This is a genomic window from Dietzia sp. CQ4 (genome assembly GCF_014145125.1).
GTDB lineage: Bacteria > Actinomycetota > Actinomycetes > Mycobacteriales > Mycobacteriaceae > Dietzia > Dietzia natronolimnaea.
The window spans coordinates 1-22,361 of record NZ_JAALDZ010000044.1 but is presented as its reverse complement, the minus strand read 5'-3'; the positions used below and the strand labels follow the sequence as shown (position 1 = coordinate 22,361).

General features: G+C 70.0%; 25 protein-coding genes, 1 tRNA gene and 1 other RNA gene. 8 read left to right on the top strand and 19 right to left on the bottom strand.

The features are described 5' to 3' along the window. Positions 1-2 precede the first annotated feature (2 nt). Complete coding sequence (gene nrdH / locus G6031_RS03345) at positions 3-233, bottom strand: glutaredoxin-like protein NrdH (protein ID WP_277817551.1); 231 nt, start codon at positions 231-233, stop codon at positions 3-5. A 586-nt stretch (positions 234-819) separates the two neighbouring features. Further along, positions 820-942 carry a type B 50S ribosomal protein L36 gene (gene ykgO, locus G6031_RS03340; RefSeq protein WP_003852698.1) on the bottom strand — a complete coding sequence of 41 codons (123 nt, stop codon included), beginning with the start codon at positions 940-942 and terminating at the stop codon, positions 820-822. Between the two features lie 215 nt (positions 943-1,157). Here ykgO and nadE point away from each other — a divergent pair, with 215 nt between their 5' ends. Then, positions 1,158-2,030 carry an ammonia-dependent NAD(+) synthetase gene (nadE, locus tag G6031_RS03335; RefSeq protein WP_182652432.1) on the top strand — a complete coding sequence of 291 codons (873 nt, stop codon included), beginning with the start codon at positions 1,158-1,160 and terminating at the stop codon, positions 2,028-2,030. 55 nt (positions 2,031-2,085) lie between these two features. Here nadE and G6031_RS03330 read toward each other — a convergent pair whose 3' ends face one another. Both G6031_RS03330 and G6031_RS03325 read right to left on the bottom strand, forming a co-directional pair. Next, on the bottom strand, positions 2,086-3,180 hold the full coding sequence (locus tag G6031_RS03330) for a serine hydrolase domain-containing protein (RefSeq protein WP_182652431.1): 1,095 nt from the start codon (positions 3,178-3,180) through the stop codon (positions 2,086-2,088). A gap of 61 nt (positions 3,181-3,241) precedes the next feature. Continuing rightward, positions 3,242-4,591: a family 1 glycosylhydrolase gene (locus tag G6031_RS03325; protein ID WP_182652430.1), complete on the bottom strand. Its 1,350-nt coding sequence runs from the start codon at positions 4,589-4,591 to the stop codon at positions 3,242-3,244. 133 nt (positions 4,592-4,724) lie between these two features. Here G6031_RS03325 and G6031_RS03320 point away from each other — a divergent pair, with 133 nt between their 5' ends. After that, on the top strand, positions 4,725-5,144 hold the full coding sequence (locus G6031_RS03320) for a YccF domain-containing protein (protein WP_179524832.1): 420 nt from the start codon (positions 4,725-4,727) through the stop codon (positions 5,142-5,144). Here the strand turns inward: G6031_RS03320 and G6031_RS03315 are convergent. Then, on the bottom strand, positions 5,096-5,962 hold the full coding sequence (locus tag G6031_RS03315) for a helix-turn-helix domain-containing protein (protein WP_182652429.1): 867 nt from the start codon (positions 5,960-5,962) through the stop codon (positions 5,096-5,098). The two genes, G6031_RS03320 and G6031_RS03315, sit on opposite strands and share 49 nt — an antisense overlap. A gap of 80 nt (positions 5,963-6,042) precedes the next feature. On the opposite strand from G6031_RS03315, the gene G6031_RS03310 reads away from it, so the two are divergent. Further along, entirely contained in the window at positions 6,043-6,549 is a 507-nt protein-coding gene (locus G6031_RS03310) for a VOC family protein (RefSeq protein WP_179524830.1), read from the top strand. 73 nt (positions 6,550-6,622) lie between these two features. On the opposite strand, the gene G6031_RS03305 is transcribed toward G6031_RS03310, so the two are convergent. The 10 genes from G6031_RS03305 to prfB form a co-directional block, all read right to left on the bottom strand. Further along, positions 6,623-6,695: transfer RNA gene (locus G6031_RS03305), tRNA-Ala, on the bottom strand. 133 nt (positions 6,696-6,828) lie between these two features. Continuing rightward, a complete protein-coding gene (locus G6031_RS03300) occupies positions 6,829-7,572 on the bottom strand; it encodes a thioredoxin domain-containing protein (RefSeq protein WP_179524829.1) in 744 nt (247 codons plus the stop codon). A 166-nt stretch (positions 7,573-7,738) separates the two neighbouring features. Continuing rightward, positions 7,739-8,112: a transfer-messenger RNA gene (ssrA, locus tag G6031_RS03295) on the bottom strand. An 83-nt stretch (positions 8,113-8,195) separates the two neighbouring features. Beyond that, positions 8,196-9,044 carry a DMT family transporter gene (locus G6031_RS03290; protein WP_182638675.1) on the bottom strand — a complete coding sequence of 283 codons (849 nt, stop codon included), beginning with the start codon at positions 9,042-9,044 and terminating at the stop codon, positions 8,196-8,198. Then, on the bottom strand, positions 9,041-9,550 hold the full coding sequence (gene smpB / locus G6031_RS03285; RefSeq protein WP_179524827.1) for an SsrA-binding protein SmpB: 510 nt from the start codon (positions 9,548-9,550) through the stop codon (positions 9,041-9,043). Before smpB ends, G6031_RS03290 begins: the two co-directional genes overlap by 4 nt. A gap of 59 nt (positions 9,551-9,609) precedes the next feature. Continuing rightward, a complete protein-coding gene (gene ftsX, locus G6031_RS03280) occupies positions 9,610-10,512 on the bottom strand; it encodes a permease-like cell division protein FtsX (protein ID WP_182652428.1) in 903 nt (300 codons plus the stop codon). Then, the gene (gene ftsE / locus G6031_RS03275; RefSeq protein WP_182616749.1) at positions 10,512-11,201 is read right to left on the bottom strand and encodes a cell division ATP-binding protein FtsE; all 690 of its coding nucleotides are present in this window, start codon (positions 11,199-11,201) and stop codon (positions 10,512-10,514) included. Before ftsE ends, ftsX begins: the two co-directional genes overlap by 1 nt. Before the next feature lie 53 nt (positions 11,202-11,254). Further along, complete coding sequence (locus tag G6031_RS03270) at positions 11,255-11,929, bottom strand: hypothetical protein (protein WP_182652427.1); 675 nt, start codon at positions 11,927-11,929, stop codon at positions 11,255-11,257. Continuing rightward, positions 11,929-12,825 carry a mechanosensitive ion channel domain-containing protein gene (locus G6031_RS03265; RefSeq protein ID WP_182640766.1) on the bottom strand — a complete coding sequence of 299 codons (897 nt, stop codon included), beginning with the start codon at positions 12,823-12,825 and terminating at the stop codon, positions 11,929-11,931. Before G6031_RS03265 ends, G6031_RS03270 begins: the two co-directional genes overlap by 1 nt. After that, on the bottom strand, positions 12,822-13,931 hold the full coding sequence (prfB, locus tag G6031_RS03260; protein ID WP_179524822.1) for a peptide chain release factor 2: 1,110 nt from the start codon (positions 13,929-13,931) through the stop codon (positions 12,822-12,824). Before prfB ends, G6031_RS03265 begins: the two co-directional genes overlap by 4 nt. A gap of 166 nt (positions 13,932-14,097) precedes the next feature. Here prfB and G6031_RS03255 point away from each other — a divergent pair, with 166 nt between their 5' ends. The 4 genes from G6031_RS03255 to G6031_RS03240 all read left to right on the top strand — a co-directional run bounded on the left by G6031_RS03255 (position 14,098) and on the right by G6031_RS03240 (position 18,315). After that, positions 14,098-14,907 carry an inositol monophosphatase gene (locus G6031_RS03255; protein WP_182652426.1) on the top strand — a complete coding sequence of 270 codons (810 nt, stop codon included), beginning with the start codon at positions 14,098-14,100 and terminating at the stop codon, positions 14,905-14,907. A 120-nt stretch (positions 14,908-15,027) separates the two neighbouring features. After that, positions 15,028-16,434 carry an acyl-CoA dehydrogenase family protein gene (locus G6031_RS03250; protein ID WP_182652425.1) on the top strand — a complete coding sequence of 469 codons (1,407 nt, stop codon included), beginning with the start codon at positions 15,028-15,030 and terminating at the stop codon, positions 16,432-16,434. A gap of 49 nt (positions 16,435-16,483) precedes the next feature. Next, complete coding sequence (locus G6031_RS03245) at positions 16,484-17,689, top strand: acyl-CoA dehydrogenase family protein (protein WP_179524819.1); 1,206 nt, start codon at positions 16,484-16,486, stop codon at positions 17,687-17,689. A gap of 137 nt (positions 17,690-17,826) precedes the next feature. Then, positions 17,827-18,315: a GAF domain-containing protein gene (locus G6031_RS03240; protein ID WP_179524818.1), complete on the top strand. Its 489-nt coding sequence runs from the start codon at positions 17,827-17,829 to the stop codon at positions 18,313-18,315. 18 nt (positions 18,316-18,333) lie between these two features. Here the strand turns inward: G6031_RS03240 and G6031_RS03235 are convergent, their stop codons facing one another. The 3 genes from G6031_RS03235 to G6031_RS03225 all read right to left on the bottom strand — a co-directional run bounded on the left by G6031_RS03235 (position 18,334) and on the right by G6031_RS03225 (position 20,380). Next, positions 18,334-18,864 carry a hypothetical protein gene (locus G6031_RS03235; protein ID WP_182652424.1) on the bottom strand — a complete coding sequence of 177 codons (531 nt, stop codon included), beginning with the start codon at positions 18,862-18,864 and terminating at the stop codon, positions 18,334-18,336. Positions 18,865-18,951: 87 nt separating this feature from the next. After that, positions 18,952-19,662, bottom strand: a complete 711-nt coding sequence (locus tag G6031_RS03230) for a peptidase S1 (RefSeq protein WP_182652423.1) — start codon at positions 19,660-19,662, stop codon at positions 18,952-18,954. A 115-nt stretch (positions 19,663-19,777) separates the two neighbouring features. Further along, complete coding sequence (locus G6031_RS03225; RefSeq protein ID WP_179524815.1) at positions 19,778-20,380, bottom strand: TetR/AcrR family transcriptional regulator; 603 nt, start codon at positions 20,378-20,380, stop codon at positions 19,778-19,780. A gap of 157 nt (positions 20,381-20,537) precedes the next feature. On the opposite strand from G6031_RS03225, the gene G6031_RS03220 reads away from it, so the two are divergent. Then, positions 20,538-21,698, top strand: a complete 1,161-nt coding sequence (locus G6031_RS03220; protein WP_182652422.1) for an acyl-CoA dehydrogenase family protein — start codon at positions 20,538-20,540, stop codon at positions 21,696-21,698. A 10-nt stretch (positions 21,699-21,708) separates the two neighbouring features. Here the strand turns inward: G6031_RS03220 and G6031_RS03215 are convergent. Further along, a partial coding sequence (locus tag G6031_RS03215; RefSeq protein ID WP_182652421.1) for an FAD-dependent oxidoreductase occupies positions 21,709-22,361 on the bottom strand: 653 nt, incomplete at its 5' end.

Below are 22,361 nucleotides of genomic sequence, written 5' to 3'. Positions count from 1 at the left end.
GGTCAGGCCGCGACGGTGACGAGGGCCTTGATCCGGTCCGGCCGGAAACCCGACCAGTGATCGGAACCGGACACCACGACGGGAGCCTGGAGATACCCGAGGGCCATCACGTACTCACGCGCGTCGTCGTCGACGGAGATGTCGACCACCCGGTACTCGACGCCCTGCTTGTCGAGCGCCTTGTAGGTGGCGTTGCACTGGACGCAGGCGGGCTTGGTGTAGACGGTGACCATCAGTCGTGGACCTCTTTCGGCACGGGCGCCGGGGAGGCGCGGAGGGGCTCTTCTCGGACGGTCATCGGTTCCGGCGCTTCCGCCCGGCCTGTGGATAACCGTCGTGTCTGTCAGGGTTCACAGCCCGAATGCCACACGTGGCATTCATCGGGGGCCGCAACACCCTAGACACTACCCCTAGTGTCCGACGAGTCAATCGACCACAACATTTTGGTCTTACAACGGTGGTATTCCCAGGTCGCGATCCCGCCTTGTGGACACTTCCCACCCACCGTTGTCACGGTCGGCCCGAACGCCGCCGCCTCGCCCCGCGACCGTCACTCTGCCACGCGCGAGACGGTGCCGGAGACCCCGTCCGACGCCCCACAGGTCGTCCCCAACCACCCCACACCTTGTCCCCAACCGCTCCACAGGGGCGACGGGGCCACCGTCACGGAAGGGGCACCGGGAGGCCCCGCGGCGGCGGGGTCGTCGGGGGTCACCGTCGGCGCGGGTCTGCCCCGCCCCCACGACGACGACGAGGGCCCGCCACCGGCGAACCGGAGGCGGGCCCTCGAGGGTGCGTGGGATCCCACGCGGACGAGACTCAGCCCTGGCGGGCCTTGAAACGGGGGTCCTTCTTGTTGATCACGTAGACCTTGCCGCGACGACGGACAACCTGGGCGCCCGGCTTGTTCTTCAGCGACCGAAGGGACTTGCGGACCTTCATCTGGCGCTCCTTAGGCTCTCGGGGCGGCCGTGATGGCCGCCGACACGACTGGGGATGACTGCGCGACACGTCCGACCCGGAGGTCGGATGCACGACACACAACTGGTCCATCGTAACGGACTGCCCCGTCAGAACTCCAACCGGCGGAACCGGGCACCTCGCGTGGCCCGTCCGCATGTCACACAGAAGTCACACCGGCTTCCTATGCTGACGCCATGACCCAGTCCTCTGCAGACACCGGCGCTCTCCGCGCGTCCATCATCGCCGAACTCGGCGTTCGTCCCGACATCGATCCGGAGCAGGAGGTGGCCCGGCGGGTGGCGTTCCTGGCCGAGTATCTCCGCAGCACCCCCGCCACGGGTTTCGTCCTGGGGATCAGCGGGGGCCAGGACTCCACCCTGACGGGTCGGCTGTGCCAGCTCGCCGCCGAGAAGCTCCGCGACGAGGGCCTGCCCGACGCGCTGTTTGTCGCCATGCGCCTCCCCCACGGAACCCAGGCGGACGAGGACGACGCCGTCGCGGCCCTGGACTTCATCCAGCCCGATGCCCGCGTCACCGTCGACATCCGAGCGGCCTCGGAGGCCGCCTCCGGTGCTGCCGCGACTGCACTGGAGGACCTTCCCGGCCACGCTGGCCCGCTCCGCGACTTCGTCCGCGGCAACGTCAAGGCGCGCCAGCGGATGGTCGCGCAGTACGCGGTGGCCGGGCAGCTCGGCCATCTCGTCGTCGGCACCGATCACGCCGCCGAGGCGGTCACCGGCTTCTTCACCAAGTACGGAGACGGCGGCGTGGACCTCACCCCCCTGACCGGCCTCACCAAACGGCAGGGTGCAGCGCTGCTGCGGCACCTCGGCGCCCCGGAGTCGACCTGGCGGAAGGTCCCCACCGCCGATCTCGAGGACGACCGTCCGGGCCTGCCCGACGAGGTGGCACTGGGCGTGACCTACGAGCAGATCGACGACTACCTGGAGGGCCGCGACGGCGTGCCGACTCAGGCTGCTGCCCGGATCGAGCAGCTGTTACTGGCCACCCGCCACAAGCGGGCGGTCCCGGCCACGCCACTCGACACCTGGTGGCGCGAGGGGTGACGCCCCTGCGGTCGGTGGTCGACCGGACACCGGCCGACCAGGCACCGCCGCCCGATCACCGCACCAGCTCCCACACCGAGTCCAGCGCGTCCGCCGTCCCCGGTACGTCGAACGACTGCGTGGTGAACACCGCCGCGCAGCGGCCCGTGCGCCGGTCGACGTAGCCGATCGTCCCCAGTCCCCCCGCCCAGCCGACGACCCCGTCCGGGCGGATCTCCACCTGCATCCCGTATCCACAGCCGGGTCCGATGAACCCCTCCGCATCGGCGCGCTGCCGCGGGGTCAGGTGGTCGGTCGTCATCATCTCCGCGAACTCCGGACCCAGGACGGTCCCGCCGTCGACCAGGACGTCGAGGAAGGCCAGATAGTCGGCGACGGTCGAGGCCAGCCCACACGCCAGGGACTCGAAGCGAGGTGGGCGATCGAATCTGCTCCGGATGTCCAGCGGCCGGAGGGCCCCGTCGGGTCCGAGCCCGTAGCAGGTGGGGAGCCGATCCGGGTCGGCGGTGAACCCGCAGTCCGCCAGTCCGAGCGGCCCCGTGACGTACTCGGCCACCAACCCGGACACGCTGGCGCCCGTTGCCCGCGCCAGGAGCACCCCCAGGACGTCACTGCCGGTGTGGTAGTGCCAACCCCGCCCGGGTTGGTCCGCCAGGGGCAGTGCACCCAGCAGCCGGAGGTACTCGTCCGGCTCCATCGGCGGTGCGTAGGGGCCGGGTGCGACCAGACGCTCGCTCATGGCGTCGGACAGCGGGCTGCCCTCGCCCGCCCAGCCGACGCCGGCGGTCATGGTGAGGAGATGGCGCAGCGTGATCTGTCGCCCGGCCGGTACGGTCCGGTCGATCGGCCCGCCGGGCCGGGCGAGGACCCTGGGGGCGGACAGCTCCGGCAGATGTGTGGCCACCGGGTCGTCGAGCGAGAGGATCCCGAGCTCGACCAGCCTCAGCGCGAGCACGCCGCCCACCGGCTTGGTGTTGGACGACAGCGGGAACACCGCATCCGGGTCGAGCGAGGGGCCGCCGGGCGACCGCGTCCCACCCGACGCGATCCGTGATCGACCGTCCTGCCGTACCCCGCAGACGTATCCCGTCAGCCGTCCGGAGTCGACCAGGGCGTCGAGTTCCCCGGTGACGGAGGCGAACCGATCCATGGGGTGACCCTACGTCCGGGGGGCCGGCTGGAGAAGGGCTCGTCGGTGGTGGCCCGGGCCGTCAGCCCGCCAGCCGCGCGAGCGGGCCGTGGACGTCGACGGGACGGAGGCAGGTGTCGGGGATCGTCCCCAGCGAGCACGTGCCCACCGGCAGGACCGGGCGATAGCCCTCCGGTACGCCACCGCCCGCGATCACGTCCCGGTACGCGTCGACCCCGGATGTCGGCCTGCGCTCGAGAGCCGGATCGGTGAGCACATCCACCTGGTAGAGGCCGAAACGGGAGTCGTAGGTCCCCCACTCGTAGTTGTCCACCAGCGACCAGTGGTTGTAGCCGATCACCGGGTAGCCGTCGGCGACCGAGCGTTGGATCCAGAACACGACGTCACGGAGGTAGTCACCGCGCTCGAAGGAGTCCTCCCGGTAGCCGTTGTGGGTGGGCATCCCGTTCTCGACGATGAACAGCGGCTTGCCGGGGAAGTGCCTGGCGTAGTGGACGATCGACTCGTACATCCCCTCGGGCTGCGGACGGACGCCGGCGAAATCGTCCCACGCGGCACGGATGGTCGTGAGATTGTCGAGCGCGATGCCGTAGTAGTAGTCGACCCCGATGAAGTCCAGCTCGTCGCGGATGTGGTTGAGCAGCAGATCGTCCGTGGCCGGGGCGAAGGCGGGGAGGTACGCCTCGTTCGCGGTGACCATGGCATCGGGGTCCGCCCGATGAGCGGCGTGATATCCCAGCTTGTGGGCCGCCACCACGTTGTCGCGGAATGCGTTGAACTGGTGCAGCCCCACCAGCCCGATGCGGAGTTCGTGACTGAAGAACACCAGCGGCTCGTTGAAGGTGACCCACATCGTCCCGTTACCGGCCCACCGCTCGGTGATGAGCTCGGCGTAGCGCCCGAACGCCTCCACCGAGTCCGGCGAGAGGAACCCGCCGCGATCGACCAGCCATCCCGGATACACGTAGTGGACCATCGTGATCATCGGCGTCATGCCGTGCGCCCTGATCGTGCTCAGGATGTCGTCGTAGCGACGCAAGGCCTGTTCGTCGTACCGCCCCGGCTCCGGCTCGATGCGCGACCACTCCACGCTGAGGCGGAAGGTGTTCACGCCCAGGTCCGCGGCACGGGCGATGTCCTCGGGGTACCGGTTCCAGAAGTCGACGGCGTCGTTGACCGGGTCCGCCTCTCCACGCGCGGCGGCGGCGTCGACGTAGCGCTTCCAGTTGGAATCCATATTTGAACCCTCGACCTGGAAGCCCGAGGTGGCCACCCCCCAGTGGAAGCCCTCGGCCATCCGCGCCTCGGCCCGGGCCTGCACGGACACCGAGATGAGAGCGGTCGCCACCAGAGCGGTGACGAGCACCAGCACGAGCGGAATCCTGGTGACGGCAAACTTATGAACACCCATCACTAAAACATGACACATGCCTCGCCGGGCGTCAGCGCTTTGGGCCCCGGACCCGGCATCGTGCGCGTCAGGCCCCGCGACCGGCGCGCCGGTACCCGGCCCGGAGGCCCGCCGCGGCGTCTACCGTGGTGTGATGCGAACCCTGGGAAACGTGCTCTGGTTTCTTCTCGCCGGCTGGTGGTTGGCGCTCGTGTACGTCATCGCCGGGATCATCGCCTGCATCCTGATCATCACCATCCCGTTCGGCATCGCCTCGTTCCGGCTCGCGGCGTACGTCCTGTGGCCGTTCGGGCGGCGGACCGAGTTCCGCCGGGACGCCGGTGCGCTCTCCCTGATCGGCAACGTCCTGTGGATCCTGGTGCTCGGCTGGGAACTGGCGATCGCCCACCTGCTCGCCGGGTTGCTGCTGTGCCTGACGATCGTGGGAATCCCCTTCGGCATCGCCTGCTGGAAGATGGTCCCGCTGGCCCTTCTCCCCCTCGGCCAGCGCATCGTGCCCATCCGTCACCCGTCGGAGGACCCCTTCGCCGCGGCGCCGGGGGCGCGGCGGTAGGACCGGGGACTCAGGCCGAGGACCGTGCGGAAGTCCGCGCTGAGATGAGCGTGGTCGGAGTACCCGAGCTCCGCGGCGATCCGGGCGATCGTCACCGACGGGTCCTCGCGTAGACGCTGCGCGGCCTCCTGGAGTCGGTACCGACGGATCATCTTCAGTGGCGGCAGTCCCACGTAGCGGTGCGCGAGTCGCTGCACCGCGCGAGTCGAGACGCCCAGGGCTGCGGCGACCTGGTCCACACGCACGATCGACCGGTCCGAGGCGATGAGATCCTCCATGGCGTTGGCCATGACGCCGCCGGCGTCCGGGGCGGCCAGGTGCGCGGCGGCCCACGCGGAGAAGTAGCGCAGCGCCCGGTCGCGGGCGACGGACTCGCGCTGGTCGGCCCCGCCCTGATCAGCAGGGCACGACCGGCCGACGACCTCGTCCACCTCTCCCATCGCCGCCATGACGGCACGATGCAACCCGGGGGCGTCGAGGGGCGTCTCCGCGTCGCGGAGCCGCCGGGGCTCGGCCGCCAACGAGGCCAATCCGGCCGGGCGGAGCAGGGCGCCTACCGCCCAGCCGCTGCCGCTGAGGTCCCGGTGGGAGACGCCGGTCGTCGGTCCGGAGAGGCTGACCCCTCCGGGGTCGACGACGAGATTGGACGCCGGAAAAGGGAGCAGCTCCTGCCGGGAGGTCTCCCCCGGCGCGAGACGCCAGCGCGGGATCCAGAACCAACGGATCCGGTCACGCAGTTCCGACGGCGCGTCCTCGCGGTGGAAGGTGGGCAGCCTGTCCGGATAGAGGACCCCGCGTCGATCAGGGAGGTCGGCCATCGTCCCCTCCCCGCGTGTCGGACGCGACGGCGTCGCGAATCTTCAAGCCACTCCCGTGCATGTCCTCGTAGGTTCATCGCATGACAGAGAACACCACGCCCCGGGCCGGGGTCACCGGAGAACACACCACCGACGGCGTCCCCCACGGGTCGACCAGCCTCACGCCGTTCCTCGCCGTCGAGAGAGCGGGGGACGCGGTCGAATTCTATTCCTCGGTGTTCGGCGCCCGGGTGGTCGACGTGACGGAGATGGGCGGGATCGTCGTGCACGCCGAACTCGACTTCGGCAACGGCCGGCTGCAACTCGGCGAGCCCAGTCCCCGGTTCGGGCTCGTGCCCCCGCCCACCGGGGAGGTGGCCTGCTATTCGATCGGGATGTACTGCGCGGACGTCGACGAGGTGGTCGACCGGGCCGCACAGGCCGGGGCCACGATCCGTGAACCCGTGAGCGAGTTCGTCTCCGGCGACAGGTACGCCTCGATCCGGGACCCGTACGGCGTCCGATGGTCGATCATGTCCCGCGTGGAGGACCTGTCGGAGTCCGAGAGCGCACGCCGGGTCGCCGAGTGGGCCGCGCAGCAGGGATAGAGATGAAAAGAGCCCGGCCAGTGGCCGGGCTCTTGCTCGCATGAACCATCCGTTGCCGGATCGTTCGTTCGGGTGGAGCTAAGGGGACTCGAACCCCTGACCCCCACACTGCCAGTGTGGTGCGCTACCAGCTGCGCCATAGCCCCGTATCGGTTGTTCCACCGTTCCCCTCTCGGCGACCGGCTCGACCAAAGTTACACCATCCCGGTTCGGCGCTCCAAATCGCCTCCGGCCCCGCCCTGGACGGGCGGGGCCGGTACCGATCGGTGCGGACCGGGGTCAGGCGAGGATGTTGTCCAGCCAGGCCGGATCGGCGATCTCCACGACCTCACCCTCGTAGGCGACCGTGGGGGTGGAGACGCGGTCGGTCACCTCTCGGATACTGTCCTGCGAGTTGTCGGCGGTGTCCGAGGCCTTCTCCATCCCGCCGTTGGTCTCCACGTTGCCGATGCACTCCACCGAGTCCGCGTTCGCGCCGGCCGCCTCGGCGGTGGCGGCCAGCTCCCTCGCCGAACGGTCGCCACCGCCCTCGGCGGGCTGCTGGGCGAAGAAGGCGTTCTTGACGTCGAAGAAGGCCGGCAGCGAATCCTTGGCCGCGACGCACTGGACGGCGGCGATGGCCCGCGTGGAGTACTCGCCCGACGCCGACTGGCGGTTGAGGAAGTTGAGGGTGTGGAACTCCACGCGCAGGTCACCGGCCTCCACGGCGGAGGCGATCCGCTCACCGTTCTGCCCCTCGAAGGAGGCACACGCCGGGCACATGAAGTCCTCCCAGATCTGGACGGTCGGGGCGGTCTCCTCCCCCACCGCGATCACACCCGTGTCCGAGATCTCGATCAGCTCGTCGGCCGTCTCACCGAACGTGATCGGGTTGGCCTCGCCGCCCCGCTGGGCCATCCACACGACACCGCCGAGGACCAGGACGGCGACGGCGATCAGCGCCGCGACCGTGATCAGCATCCCGTTGTTCTTCTTGGTCTTCAGGACCTTCGTGCTCTTGTTACCTGCGGACTTGGCGTTCACGTGTGGGTGGGCCTTTCTCTACTGGGAAACCGTCGGCCCTTTCCGAGCGACTGGCGACTACCGAGAGGGTACCGAAACCGCCTGAGTCCTCTTTCAGGTGCGGGCAGGTGGCGAGGCCGAAATGCACCGAGCCCCCGGTCGGTGATCGACCGGGGGCTCGGCCCGATGGTGGAGCTGCCGGGAATTGAACCCGGGTCCTCCGCAGCATCGGCAGGGCTTCTCCGTGCGCAGTCCGCGTTGGCCTCTACTCGGATCTCGCCCTCATGCGGACATGTCGGCGATGACGATCCCAGTCACTGTTGGATGTCCCGACCCACCCCGTGACCGGGTGAGCCGGTGATCCCTCTAGATGATGCCGGTGACCGGGGCGAGGGCGACCCCGGGCCGACAGACTACGGGCTCGCTGTCAGGCAGCGAGGGCGTAGTCGCGCTGATTGGTATCGGCGCGTAATTGGTTGCCACGACGCTTACGGTGGTCTCTGGCCTGCACCGGCACGCTTCCCCTGCGTCAACTCACGTAGTCGAAACCACATCAGCCCCGTCAGGTCCGCCGACTCTCATCGACGGACTACTGACCCTACCCCGACCGGGGCCCCACCGCCAGGGTGAGCTCCGTCTCCACCTCAGCCCAGCGCGAGCAGTGCGATCGCCACCCCCGCCAGTGCGAGCCCCGCGATCTGGACCGCGCGAAGGCGCTCCCCACCGTGCGTGATGGCCAGCGCCACCGTGAAGGCGGGGTAGAGCGCGGCGATCACGCTCACCAGCGAGAGCATGCCCGCCTGGGAGGCGAAGTAGAAGGCTCCGTTGGCGACCGCGTCGAACACGGCGATCACCAGGCCGATGGCGATGAGGCGCCGGGAGAACCTGAACGACTCGCGGGCGGCGAACGCCGCCGCCAGGACGACCCCGGTGGCGCCCACCCGCGACGCCGCGACCGGCCACAGCCCCTCACCCGCCGGGACCTGTGCCAGCAGGACGAAGAAGCCCGCGAACGCCAGCCCCGAGATCACCGTGAGCGCCATCAACGGCCAGGTGAGGCGACCGTGTCCGATCGACGAACCCTCGTCGCTCTCCAGTGAGACGAGGACCGTGGCGACGAGCGCCACCGACATCCCGACCAGGGCTGCCGCCCCGGGCCGCTCCCCCGCCACCAACCCGAACGCGAGCGGCACCGACGCGGCCAGAACCGCCGTGATCGGCGAGATCACGCTCATCGGCCCGCGCGAGAGCGCGACGTAGAACGACCACACCGCGAGACCTGACAGGAGGCCCGAAGTCAGCCCCCAGGCCAACCCGACCAGGGTCGGTGACCCCCCGGACACCACCGCCGCCGCCCCGACCAGCACGATCGACAGCGGGTACGACACGCTGACGACCCTCAGTGCACGGGCCCGCCGGGACGCGACCCCGCCGAGGTAGTCGCTGATGCCGTACGCCACCGCCGAGGTCGACGCCAGCGCGACCGGCATCATGCGTGCATGCCCTTGATCCTCCTGCCGAGTTCGCGAACGGCTTCGCGCTCGGCGGTCCGCTTGGCGATGTCGTGCCGTTTGTCGTGGGCCTGCTTACCCCGGGCGACGGCCAGTTCGACCTTGACCCGCCCGTTCACGAAGTAGAGGGACAGCGGGACCAGCGTGGCGTTGCCGTCCCGCACCTTGCCGACGAGCGAATCGATCTCGCGACGGTGCAGCAACAGTTTGCGGGCGCGCTTGGGCGCGTGGTTGGTCCAGTTCCCGTGGGAGTACTCGGGGATGTGGAGCCCGCGGAGCCACACCTCGCCGTCGTCGATCGTCGCGAACGCGTCGACCAACGACGCCTGGCCCTCGCGCATGCTCTTGATCTCCGTACCCAACAGCGCGATCCCCGCCTCGTGGGTGTCGAGGATGGAGTACTCGTGCCGGGCCTTGCGGTTGCTCGCGACCACGCTGCCGTCACGGCCGAGGGTCGACGCACCCTTCTTCTTGTTCTTCTTGGCCACGTCGGTTCACCTCCTCGTCCGTCCGTCGGGCAGATCCCCCACTCTAGATCAGTACGGGATCACTGCCGAACCGTGATCCGCAGCGTGGCCCACGCCGTGAGCGCGGACACCACCGCGCCCGCCACCACGAGGACCGGGGCCAGCAGCAGGATGTCGACGGTGGTGATCCGTTCCACCAGGTTCGCCCGGTACGCCTCGGCCAGCACCCTGTCGAGGAAGACGACCTTGGCCCCCAGCAGCCCGCCGACCGCGAGCAGCGAACCGACCACCGACGCCAGCACGGCTTCCACCACGAACGGCAGCTCGGTGTACCAGCGGCTCGCGCCCACCAGTCGCATGATCCCCAGCGCGGTCCGGCGGGTGAAGGCCGCGATCTGCGTCATGTTGGCGATGAGCAGGACGGTGGCCAGGAGCTGGACCACCGCGACGGCGAACGCGGCGTTCCGGATGCCGTCCAGGACGGAGAAGACGCGCTCGACCAGCTCCCCCTGTCCCTGCACGACCTCGATCCCCGCGACACCCTCCAAGTCCTCGGCCACGGATTCCGCGCGGGTGGGGTCGTCGAGGGTGAGCGTGAATCGCGACCCCAGGGCGTCCGGGGAGGTCGACTCCACCAGGACGGGGTCGGTGGAGGCGAAGAGCTCGACGAACTCCTCGTACGTCTCCTGCGGGTTCTTGTACTCCACCGAGGCCACGCCGGCCGTGGCCTCCAACTCGTCCCGGATCTCACCGCACGCCGAGGTGCAGTCGGGGTCCTCGAGGGAGATGGCCCGGTCCACGTAGACACGGAACTCGTTCAGGTAGTCGTACTTGACCTGGCTGGCCGAGGCGGTCATGACCACCAGCACCCCGGCGCCGAGCATCGCCAACGCGACGGCGGTGGTGATGATCATGGCCAGCGTCATCGACAGGTTGCGGCGCAGGCCCTGTGCGACCTCGGACGCGATGAACCGCGCGGCCATCAGCGCCCCACCCCGTAGGTGCCGCGGGAGTCGTCGCGGACGACCCTTCCGTCGACCAACTCCACCACGCGGCGTCGCGAGCGGTCGACGATGTGTCGGTCGTGCGTGGCCATGAGGACCGTGGTCCCGGTCCGGTTGATCCGGTCGAGCAGCAACATGATGTCCTCGCTGGTCTCGGGGTCGAGGTTGCCGGTCGGCTCGTCGGCGAGCAACAGCCTCGGTCGGTTGACGAACGCCCTCGCGATCGCCACACGTTGCTGTTCACCGCCGGAGAGCTCGTGCGGTCGGCGACCGGCCTCACGACCCAGACCCACCATCTCGAGCGTCTCGGGGACGACCTTGTCGATCGTCCGGCGGGACTTACCGATCACCTGCAGCGCGAACGCCACGTTCTCGGCCACGGTCTTGTCCGGCAGCAGACGGAAATCCTGGAAGACGCAGCCGAGCGAGCGACGCAGCGACGGCACGGACGAGGCCTTCATCCTGGTGAGGTCGTGGCCGGCGACGACCAGGGTCCCGGAGTCGGGCCGGTCCTCGCGGAGCAACAGGCGCAGGAAGGTCGACTTTCCCGACCCGGAGGCGCCGATGAGGAAGGCGAACTCGCCCTCGGCGATCTCGACGGTCACGTCGGACAGAGCCGGACGCGTCGAGGACGCGTACGACTTGGTCACATGGGAAGCACTGATCACTCGAGTAGCGTAGCGCTACTCCAGTCACACGGCAGGCAAAGGACCCGTCGGTGTCAGCTCGTGGTCACGGGATTCCCACCGGCCCCGGCGTCGCCGGAATCCTCTCCCTGCTGCGCCTGCTCTTGCGGCGACTGTTCCTGCGGTGACTGCTGCGGCGGCGCCTGCTGCCCGGTCGCTCCCGTGGGGGACGTCGGGGTCTGGCGTCCCGGCGGCGGCGTCGTTCCGGTGACCGGCGGGGACGTCTGCGGAGTGGCGGTCGGAGCCGTCGTCTGGTCGACCGTGGTCCCCGGGGTCGGCGACTCCTCGACGGGTGTCGTCCCCTCGGCCGGCGCGGGCGGTTCGGTCTCGGCGGTGTCCGTCTGGGGCGGTGGGGTACCGAAACTGGCGACCGGCTGGTCCTTGACCAGCGAATAGAGCATCGCGAACAGGACGAACGCCACCAGCAGGATCGCGGTGGTCCGCGACATCCTGAAGAACTCCCCGAGCAGGGACACGATCTTCGGTCGCGGCCGACGGGACGGCGCATCGGGATCGGTGGTCCCCCCGAGACCCAGCGGATCGCCGCTGATCAGGGGCTCACGCGTGGTCGCCGCCTCGGTCCGCGCGCTGTCCTCGGCCTCCGGGCCGAGCTCGCCGGACGAGACCGCGTCGGAGGCCGTGCCCTCAGGTGTGTGGTCGTCGGGCGTGTGGTCTTCGGCTGTCGTGTCGTCGTCTCGGCGCTCGGCCATCACGCGCTCCCCTCTCCGGTCTGCGGTCGGAGCATGCCCGCCCGGATCGCGGCCAGGGCCTCGGGCTCCAGAACGATCCCCTCCGCGCGGAACCGGCGCAGGATGACCGCGCGCATCCGTCGGCCCACCTCCCACTGCATGCCGGGCTTGGTCCGGGCCAGCAACCGGATCACGGTCTGCTCAAGCCGGATCGACTGCACACCCATCACGGTGGGTTCGTCCAGGACGTACTGGCCCACCCGGTCGTCGTCGGTGATCTCGCGACAGACCTGTGCGAGCACCTCGTTGGCCTTGTCCATGTCGGCGTTGTTGGGCACCGGGACGTCGATGATCGCACGCGCCCAGTCCTGCGACTGGTTGATCGCGGTGACGATCTGGCCGTTGGGGACGATCACCGCCTCGCCGTCGAGGGTCCGCAGGCGGGTGATGCGCAGGGTGACGTCCTCGACGGTTCCCGCGGTGACGCCCGTCGCAGTGGTGAGCTCCACGATGTCGCCGTAGCCGTATTGACGCTCGGCCAGGACGAAGAACCCCGCCAGGAAGTCCTGGACGATCTTCTGGGCACCGAAGCCCAGCGCCGCACCGAGCACGGTGGCCGGGGCGACGAGTGCGACCAGGTTGACGCCGAAGCGCAGGAGGATCTGGATTCCGAACAGGATGTACAGCACGCCCACGGCGACGTACGAGATCACCTGGATCAGCGAGTGGAGGTGCTTGGACTCCTCCGACCAGAAATCCTCGTCGGTGTGTTTGGCGTCGATCCGACCGGTCCACATCCGCGCGATCTTGGCGATCACCCGCGTCATCAGGGCGGCGCCCAGCACGAGGAGGACGACCTCGAGGCCGTTGTTGCTGAGCCAGTTCAGGATGGGATTGAAGTCAGTCTGGAACCTCACTCCGCGTCGGCCCCCTCCCGCATCCGCCACCGGATGCCCGCCTCGATGAACCCGTCCAGGTCGCCGTCCAGGACCGCCGACGGGTTGTTGACCTCGAACTCCGTCCGCAGGTCCTTGACCATCTGGTACGGGTGCAGGACGTACGACCGCATCTGGTTACCCCAGGAGGCGTTGCCGCCCGAACCGAGCGCGTCCATGGCGGCCCGCTCCTCCTGTTGCTTGCGTGCGAGCAGCTTGGCCTGCAGGACCTTCATGGCCGCGACCTTGTTCTGCAACTGCGACTTCTCGTTCTGACACGTCACCACGATCCCGGTGGGGACGTGGGTGAGGCGGACCGCCGAGTCGGTCGTGTTGACGGACTGCCCGCCGGGGCCGGACGAGCGGTAGACGTCGACGCGCACCTCGTTCTCGTTGACCTCGATCGAGTCGGTCGTCTCCACCACCGGCAGCACCTCGACCTCGGCGAACGAGGTCTGCCGCCTGCCCTGGTTGTCGAACGGGCTGATGCGGACGAGTCGGTGGGTCCCCTGCTCGACGGAGAGTGTGCCGTACATGTACGGGTCATGGACGACGAAGGTCGCCGACTTGATGCCCGCCTCCTCCGCGTACGAGGTGTCGTACACCTCGACCTTGTGGCCGGCCTTCTCCGCCCACCGCACGTACATGCGCATGAGCATCTCGGCGAAGTCCGCGGCGTCGACACCGCCGGCACCGGCACGGATGTTGACCACGGCCTCACGCTGGTCGTACTCGCCGCTGAGCATCGTCTTGACCTCGATGGCCTCGACGTCCTCACGCAGCTGGAGGCGCTCGGCGTCCGCGTCCTCGACGGCTCCGTCCCCCTCCTCCTCCGCCAGCTCGTACATCAGCGGGAGGTCCTCGATGCGTTGGCGCAGCTCGCGGCACCTGCGCAGGTCAGCCTGGATGTAGGAGAGCTCGCTGGTGACCTTCTGCGCCCGGTCCTGGTCGTTCCACAGGTCGGGGTCGGCGGCCATCTGCTCCAGCTCGTCGACACGGCGGGCGAGCTCCTCGATGTCGAGGACCTTCTCGACCGTGGTCATGGTGGCGTCGAGGGCTGCGATGTCGGCGGAAACGTCGGGGTGCACGGGATCCAACTCTACGCGGCCGGGCGTCCGCCCCGCGTTTCCCCACCCGCCACCCTCCCGCGGTCCGGCGCACACCCCGTCGTCGACTCACGGGGGTAGCGTCGCGGGCGACGGACCCGCTACCGCCCGAGGTCAGCGGGCCACTGCGGCCCAGCGGAGGAAACCGATGTCCCCTGAGACCCGCCACCTGCGCCCTCCGTCCGACGAGGCCGTCGCCCCGATGACGGACGCGGACCTGGCCGCCAGACTCGTCGTCGACGCCGGGTCCCTGGCTCGACGTCTGCGCGAGGACGGCCTGGACGTCCGTCACAAGACCTCGGCCTCCGACGTGGTCACCGAGGCCGACAGGGCCGCCGAACGCCAGATCACCGCCCTCCTGGCCGGCCACCGCCCTGACGACGGGGTCCTCGGCGAGGAGGGCACCCTGGTCCCCGGTCGTCACGAACGCAGGTGGGTCGTCGACCCGGTCGACGGGACCTACAACTTCGTCAGCGGCTCGGACTACTGGTGTTCGGCCGTCGCCGTCACCGGGCCCGACGACTACTTGCTCGGGGCCGTCCACCGGCCCGTCACCGGGGACACCTTCGTCGGGGGTTCGGACGTACCCACCCGTCGGAACGGCGTCCCCGTGACCCGCCTCACCCCCGGCGACCTCGCCGCCGGCAGTCTGGCCACCTATCTCCACCCGCCGTTCTTCGCCGACCCCGACCTCGCCGACCCCTTCCACCGGGTCAGCCGCGGTGCGGCGACGATCCGGATGCTCGGATCGGGCTCCGTCGACCTGGCGTCGGTCGCCTGCGGCGTCCACTCGGTGTGGTGTCAGCACTCGTGCCCGGAGTGGGACTGGCTCCCCGGACGGGCCCTGGTCGAGGGCGCGGGTGGGCTCTGCGCGACCGTCGAGGTGAACGGCTACGACTGGTTCGTGGCGGGCCGTCCGGGGGCCGTCGAGCACGCCGTGGCGCTCCTCCGGGGCTGAGCCCGAGGCTCTCACCAGGGGCTGGGACGACTTGAGGGCAAAGTCTGGCGTTCGGAACTTACTCCGAAGTAAGATGTCCCCGACAGCACCGTCCACCGTCCGTCACGAGAACAGCTGGTGATGATGAGCAAGAACCCCACGTCCCCGTCCACGACCGGACGCGCGGAGGCCTCCACCCCGGGTAAGAACCCCACGAGGATCGACGCGATCGGAGCCGCGATGCGCGCGCTCACGACGATCACCGGGTCGGAGTTCGCCGAGCGCTTCAATCTGCGCCAGAAGGTCGACCGGGTCACCTACGAGGCCACCAAGACCGGCTTCAAGACCCTCGGCGCCGCCACCAAGTCGTTCAAGAAGGTCTCCGGATCCGGCGCGCCCAAGCGTCTGCCCGACGCCGACTCCGAGGCGAGGCCCGACCTGTTCGACCTCACCCTGGACGACGACCAGCAGATGATCGTCGAGACAGTCCGGGACTTCGCCGCCGAGGTCGTCCGACCGGCCGCTCACGACGCGGACCACGCCGCCGAGGCCCCCGCGTCGCTGCTGACCCGGTCCGCCGAGATCGGCGCCACCATGCTCAACGTGCCCGAGGAGTTCGAGGGCATCGCCTCCGAGCGCGGCGTGGTGACCAACTCGCTGGTCGCCGAGGCGTTGGCCTACGGCGACATGGGTCTGGCCCTGCCGATCCTGGCACCCTCCGGCGTCGCGACCACCCTGACCCAGTTCGGGTCGGACGCCCAGCAGAAGTCCTATCTGCCGGCCTTCGCCTCCGAGCAGGTCCCGGCGGCCGCCGTCGTGGTTGCCGAGCCCCGTCCGCTCTTCGATCCGTTCGAGCTCAAGACCACCGCCACCCGCGGGCCGGGTGGGTTCACGCTCAACGGCGTCAAGTCGATGGTGCCCACCGCCGGGAGCGCCGAGCTCTTCGTCGTCGCCGCCTCTCTCGACGGGTTCCCGACCCTCTTCGTGGTCGAGTCCGACACCGACGGACTCGTGGTGGAGGCGGACCCGTCCATGGGCCTGCGCGCCGCGGGTCTGGGGCGGATCGTCCTCACCGACGTCTCCCTCCCGGCCGACGCGGTCCTCGGTGGCCCCGACGCCTCCCCGGAGGAGCGGGCCAGGACCTATGCCGACGTGATCCGTCTGTCGCGACTGGGCTGGGCCTCGCTCGCGGTGGGCACCTCGCACGCGGTCCTCGACTACGTGACCCCGTACGTCAAGGAGCGCCAGGCCTTCGGCGAACCCGTCGCGCACCGCCAGGCGGTCGCCTTCGCCGTCGCCGACATGGCCACCGAGCTCGACGGCATGCGCCTGGTGACCTGGCGCGGCGCGTCGCGCGCCGAGCAGGGTCTGCCCTTCGCACGCGAAGCGGCCCTCGCCCGCAAGATCGCCGCGGACAAGGGAATGAGGATCGGCCTCGACGGCGTCCAGCTGCTCGGTGGACACGGCTTCACCAAGGAGCACCCCGTCGAGCGCTGGTACCGCGACCTGCGCGCCGTGGGTGTGGCCGAGGGCGTGGTGGTCCTGTGAGCACCGCCCACCTCGCCTCCCGCCCCACCAGCACGAAGGACCACTGACGATGATCAACCTCGAACTCCCCAAGCGGCTCGAGGCGGGCGCCAACCAGGCCCGCCAGGTCGCCACGCAGATCTTCCGTCCCGTCTCCCGCAAGTACGACCTCGCGGAGCACGAGTACCCCGTCGAGCTCGACACGCTCAAGGCCATGATGGAGGCCATGGAGGACGCCGGTCAGGCCGCCTCCGGTGCCACCATGGGCTCGGGCGGCGCACCGCGTCGCGAAGGCGTCTCCAACGGCGGCAACATGAAGTCGCTGCTCAACATCATCGAGACGTGCTGGGGCGACGTGGGCCTCACCCTCTCGATCCCCCGCCAGGGTCTGGGCAACTCCGCGATCGCCGCGGTGGCCAGCGAGGAGCAGATGGAGAAGTTCGGGCGGGTGTGGGCCTCCATGGCCATCACCGAGCCCGAGTTCGGGTCCGACTCGGCCGCCGTGTCGACCACCGCCCGCCTCGAGGGCGACGAGTACGTGATCAACGGCACCAAGATCTACGTGACCTCCGGCGCCCGTGCCGACCACATCGTGGTCTGGGCGACGCTGGACAAGACCAAGGGCCGCGCGGCCATCAAGTCGTTCGTGGTCCCCCGCGAGCACCCCGGTGTCTCCGTGGACCGGCTCGAGCACAAGCTCGGCATCCGCGCCTCGGATACCGCGCAGATCACCTTCGACAACTGCCGGATCCCCAAGGAGAACCTCCTGGGCGACCCGGAGGTCCGCGTGGACAAGGGCTTCGCCGGCGCCATGCAGACCTTCGACAACACCCGGCCGCTGGTGGCCGGCATGGCCGTCGGTGTCGCCCGCGCCGCGCTGGAGGAGATCCGCACCCTGCTCGAGGAGGCCGGACTCGAGATCGACTACGACCGGCCCGCCACCAGCCAGCCGGCCGCGGTGGCCAAGTACCTCGAGCTCGAGGCGGACTGGGAGTCCGCGTACCTGCTCACGCTCCGCGCCGCGTGGATGGCCGACAACAAGATGCCCAACACCAAGGAGGCGTCGATGTGCAAGGCCAAGGCCGGGCGCACCGGCTCCGCCGTCACCCTGGGCGCGGTCGAGCTGGCCGGCAGCTACGGCTACTCCGAGCGCAGCTTCCTGGAGAAGTGGTCGCGCGACTCCAAGATCCTCGACATCTTCGAGGGCACCCAGCAGATCCAGCAGCTGGTGATCGCGCGGCGCATCCTCGACCTGTCGAGCGCCGAACTGAAGTGAGCCGCGGCCGTATGCGCGGTTGAGAACGACGGACGCCTCCGTGGATCATTGATCCGCGGAGGCGTTCCTCGTTCGCGGGGCTCGCCCCGTCCCGCACCCGTCCCACCCGAGCAGGTGCCCCGAGAGGAGCAGTTCCGATGGCGGCTGACGACGTTCCCCTGTTCAGGGCCCCGATGCGGTCGAGGGACGACGCCGTGGCGGACGGGGTGGGTGTCGAGCGGGGCCTGCGCGTCGGGCTCTGCGGCATGGGCGGCCGCCTGGCGGGGCCGCCACCCTCATCGCTCGCCGAGGCGGTCGACGCCGCCGCGGCGCAGCACGACGACAGGCTGGCCCGCCGCCTCGAACGGTTCGCCCGGGTGCCCGACGGTGCATATGTGTGGACCCGGGACGTCGACGGCAACTACTGGCTCGGGCGTCTCGGGGGGCCGTGGCGCTACGACGACTCGGACGAGGCGCACGAGGTGGACCTGGTCCACGTCCGGGACTGCCGGTGGCGATCGGAGCCGACAGACCGGTCGATCGTCCCCGCCGCCGTGCGGGCCACGTTCGCCCGGGGTGGCCGCAACTGGCAGCGCATCCGGTCGGAGGCGGGTGCGGCCGAGACCGAAGAGCTGTGGAGGCGATGAGGGGCGTCGAACTACGTGCTACCCGGTCAGAGCCGGATCCACGAACTGCTCGTCCGCCTCGGCCCACACGTCCTCGCGACCGATCCCGTCGGGGTCGAGCCGATCGACCGTCTCGGGTAGGTACACCATCCGCACCATCTCCTGACCGTTCTGTTCCTCCGGCTGGTCCCCGGGCGCGGTGAACGCGGTGATCTCCACCGTCCCCGACCAGTCGGACCCCTGAACGGCCCGGAGCACGGCGATCGAATCGTCCTGCGCACTCTCCACGGCGGAGGACGGGGTGGCCCCCTGCCGGATCGGGAAGTCCACGGCCACGAGTCCCGGTTCGAACTCGACGCCGGCGTTCTCCACCTCCGCCGTGATGGCGTCGGCGAGCGCCGTCTGGGGGTCCTCCGCAGCGGGCTGCGCGGACTCCTCGGCATTACCCGTGAACAAGAACACCAGGACGCCGACGACGACCACCACGACGACCAGCGCGAGGATCATGAACACTCCGCGGCTCGCCCGGTCGCGTCGCTCGGGGGGAACAGGGGTGTCGGTGTGGGTCATGGGGTCACCTCTCGTCCGGGGTGACCCCAGTCGTACCAGGCGGGCCGGTGATCCACACCGGTTTCGGGCGCCCGGTCCGGCCGCCGGTCAGGCCATCCGGAAGCCGCGTCCGGGCCAGTTCCGATCGGTGGCGTCGGTCACGATCGCGTCGAACGAGTACGCCAGCGCCGGGAGGAACACGGGTGACTGCACGGGGTGGAGGCAGGACGGCAGGAGAGAGCCGATGCTTCCGACCGATCCCGCGGCCGGCGGCATGTGTCCGCCGGACAGCAACCCCACGAGGCGGCCGTCGCGGGTCACGGGCCCGCCGGAGTCCCCGTATCCGGCGCAGGCGTGGCTCCAGAACTCGGCACCGTCGCGCTGCCACGTGATGCCGCAGGTATGCCCCGTGGACATCCCGTCTTTGCAGACCACGTCGCCGAATTCCGGGGCGGGACCGCGTCCGGTGACCCCGGGTTGGCGCACGGGCACCACGACGCCCGGGTTGAGGCGGATCACCGAGTAGTCGAGGATCTCGTTGCGCGTCGCGACGGTGCCGATGACACCGGCTCCCGGGTCGCCCCGGAGGATGACCGGGGCGTTGATCCGATCGCTGCAGTGGGCGGCGGTGAAGGCGACGGGCGTGCCGGCGGCGTCGTAACCCGCCGCGGTGAGGGTGCACCCGGCAACGCCGTTGACCAGCACGGGGGTGCCCCCGGAGACCGGGATCGCGGCCTGGGCCGCGGCGGGGGCCGCGAGGGCGGTCGCACCGGCCATCACGGCGGTCACTGCGAGCCTGGCCAGACCGGTGAACCTCATGAGCGTGTCCTTCCCACCCCGGCAGACTGCCCGGGTATACGCGCTCACAGCCTAACGGGCGCGGGCTCCGACTGCACGACGGGCGCGGGCCGCCCCTCGCGGCGCCCGGCCGACCTCAGTGCCCCTCGACCGTGATCCTGATCGAGGGGCACTCGCCCGGGTCGCCACCGATATGCGCCCAGATGGCCTCGACCACGGGCCGGAGGAACAACTCCCCCACCTGGTCGACGAGCGTCCGGACCACCTGGACCTTGTCCGAGGTCCGCGTGGAGGCGAGACCCCCGCGCCGCAGCCCCTCGACCTCCCTGGTGGTGAGGTCGACGATCGCCTCCAGCAGCGGGGCCCCGCGGCCGTCGGGCTCCAGCAGGGCCCGGTTGAGGTAGCTCACGAGCTGCGGGTTCTGCCGGAGCATCTCGCGGACGGCGACGTTCCGGGCCTCCACCACCTCCGCGGCCGTCCCGGTGTGCTCCACCGTCGACAACGCCCCGACCACCCGCTCCACCACGAGATCGTCCACGGCGCGGCGCAGGCCGTCCTTGGTGCCGAAGTGGTGCTGGATCAGTCCGATCGTCACCCCGACCTCGGCGGCCACCCGGCGCATCGAGACCCTGTCCTCGCCGTACTCGGCGTACAGGGCCAGTGCGGCGTAGCGGATCCGCGCCCGCGCCGTGAGGTCCCCGTCCGCGGCCACGCCCCGGTCGGCAGTGGTTCCGGCCATGCGCCCCACCCCTTCCCCGCCCTCGAACGGCGTCTGCGTTCGGTCGATGCCTGAGACGATACCGCGACAATACGATTGCATAGCAAAGCATGCACTCGTATTGTGGTGGTCGAGCGGGGCCGCCCGGGCCCACGCGACCGACCCCTGGAGACTCCCCGTGTTCGAGACCGCCCCCTACCGCTCCCCGTGGATGACCGACGACCTGGACGCCCTCCGCGCCCACACGCGTGCGTTCCTGGACAAGGAGACCGCGCCGAACCTCGAGCGGTGGGCCGCCGAGGGCGCCGTGGACCGCGGGTTCTGGAACAAGGCCGGCGATGCGGGCCTGCTGTGCATCTCCATCCCCGAGGAGTACGGCGGCGGCGGGGGCACGTTCGCGCACGAGACGGTCATCGCCGAGGAGCAGACCCGCGCGCTCGACGACGGCTGGGGCAACTCGGTCCACAGCACGATCGTGGCCCACTACCTGCTCCAGTACGGAACGGAGGAGCAGAAGACCCGCTTCCTGCCCAAGCTCGCCACCGGCGAGATGGTGGGGGCGATCGCCATGACCGAGCCCGGAGCGGGGTCCGACCTCCAGGCGCTGCGCACCACGGCGGTCCTGGACGGCGACGACCTGGTGGTCAACGGCGCCAAGACGTTCATCTCGAACGGCATGCACTGCGACCTGCTGATCATCGTGGCCCGCACCGGCGGCGAGGGCGCCCAGGGGTTGTCCCTGCTCCTCGCCGAGACCACCGACCTGCCGGGTTTCGACCGCGGTCGCAAGCTCGACAAGATCGGTCTGAAGTACCAGGACACGATGGAGCTGTTCTTCGACGACATGCGGATCCCCGCCGCCAACATCCTCGGCGGCGAGGAGGGTGAGGGCCAGGGCTTCATCCAGCTCATGCAGCAGTTGCCCCAGGAGCGGCTCATCATCGCCGTCACCGCCGTGGCGGCGGCCGAGACCGCGGTCCGGCTCGCGATCGACTACGCCAAGGAGCGCGAGGCGTTCGGCAAGCCCATCCTGAAGTTCCAGAACCTCCGCTTCGAGCTGGCCGAGTGCAAGACCGAGGCACTGGCCGCGCGCACCCTCCTGGACCACTGCATCACCCTGCACCTGGAGGGCAAGCTGGACCCGGCCACGGCGTCCATGGCCAAGTACTTCTGCACCGACAAGCAGTGCGAGATCATCGACCGCTGCCTGCAGGTCTTCGGCGGCTACGGCTTCATGACCGAGTACCCGATCGCGCGGATGTACGCCTCCGCCCGCGTGCAGAAGATCTACGGCGGGACCAACGAGATCATGAAGGAACTGATCTCCCGGACGCTCTGATACCGGCTCTTCAGATTTCGGTCGTGATCGCACGGACGGCGTCACGGCCCGCCCGGTTGGCCCCCACGGTCGACTGGGACGGGCCGTAGCCGATCAGGAACAGTCGCGGCTCGTCGAGCGCCCGTCCGTCGACCACACGGATCCCCCCGGCCGGGGTGCGCAGACCGAGCGGCGCCAGGTGGGAGACGGCGGGCCGGAACCCGGTGGCCCACAGGATCGCGTCGGCGGGTTCGAGCGTCCCGTCCGGCATCCGCACCCCGTCGGGCTCGATCCGGGTGAACATCGGGTGTCGGACGAGCGCCCCGCGGGCCTCCGCGCGATCGATCCACGGGGTGCGGTACATGCCGGTCACCCGGATCACGCTCTCCGGCGCCAGCCCCATGGCCGTGCGCTCGGCGACCGCGGAGATGGCGGCCGAGAAGTTCTCCGGGGGCGGTCCCGTGGCCCACTCGATCTCCCGTCGGGTCACCCAGAAGGTGTCGGCCACGCGCGAGATCTCCTCGAGCAGCTGGGTCGCCGAGATCCCCGAGCCCACGACCACCACGCGCTGCCCGGCGAACTCCTCGGCCCGGACGTAGTCGTGGACGTGGACGTGGCGCCCGCGGAAGCTCTCGCGGCCGGGGTAGTGCGGCCAGAAGGGTCGCGTCCACGTCCCCGTGGCGT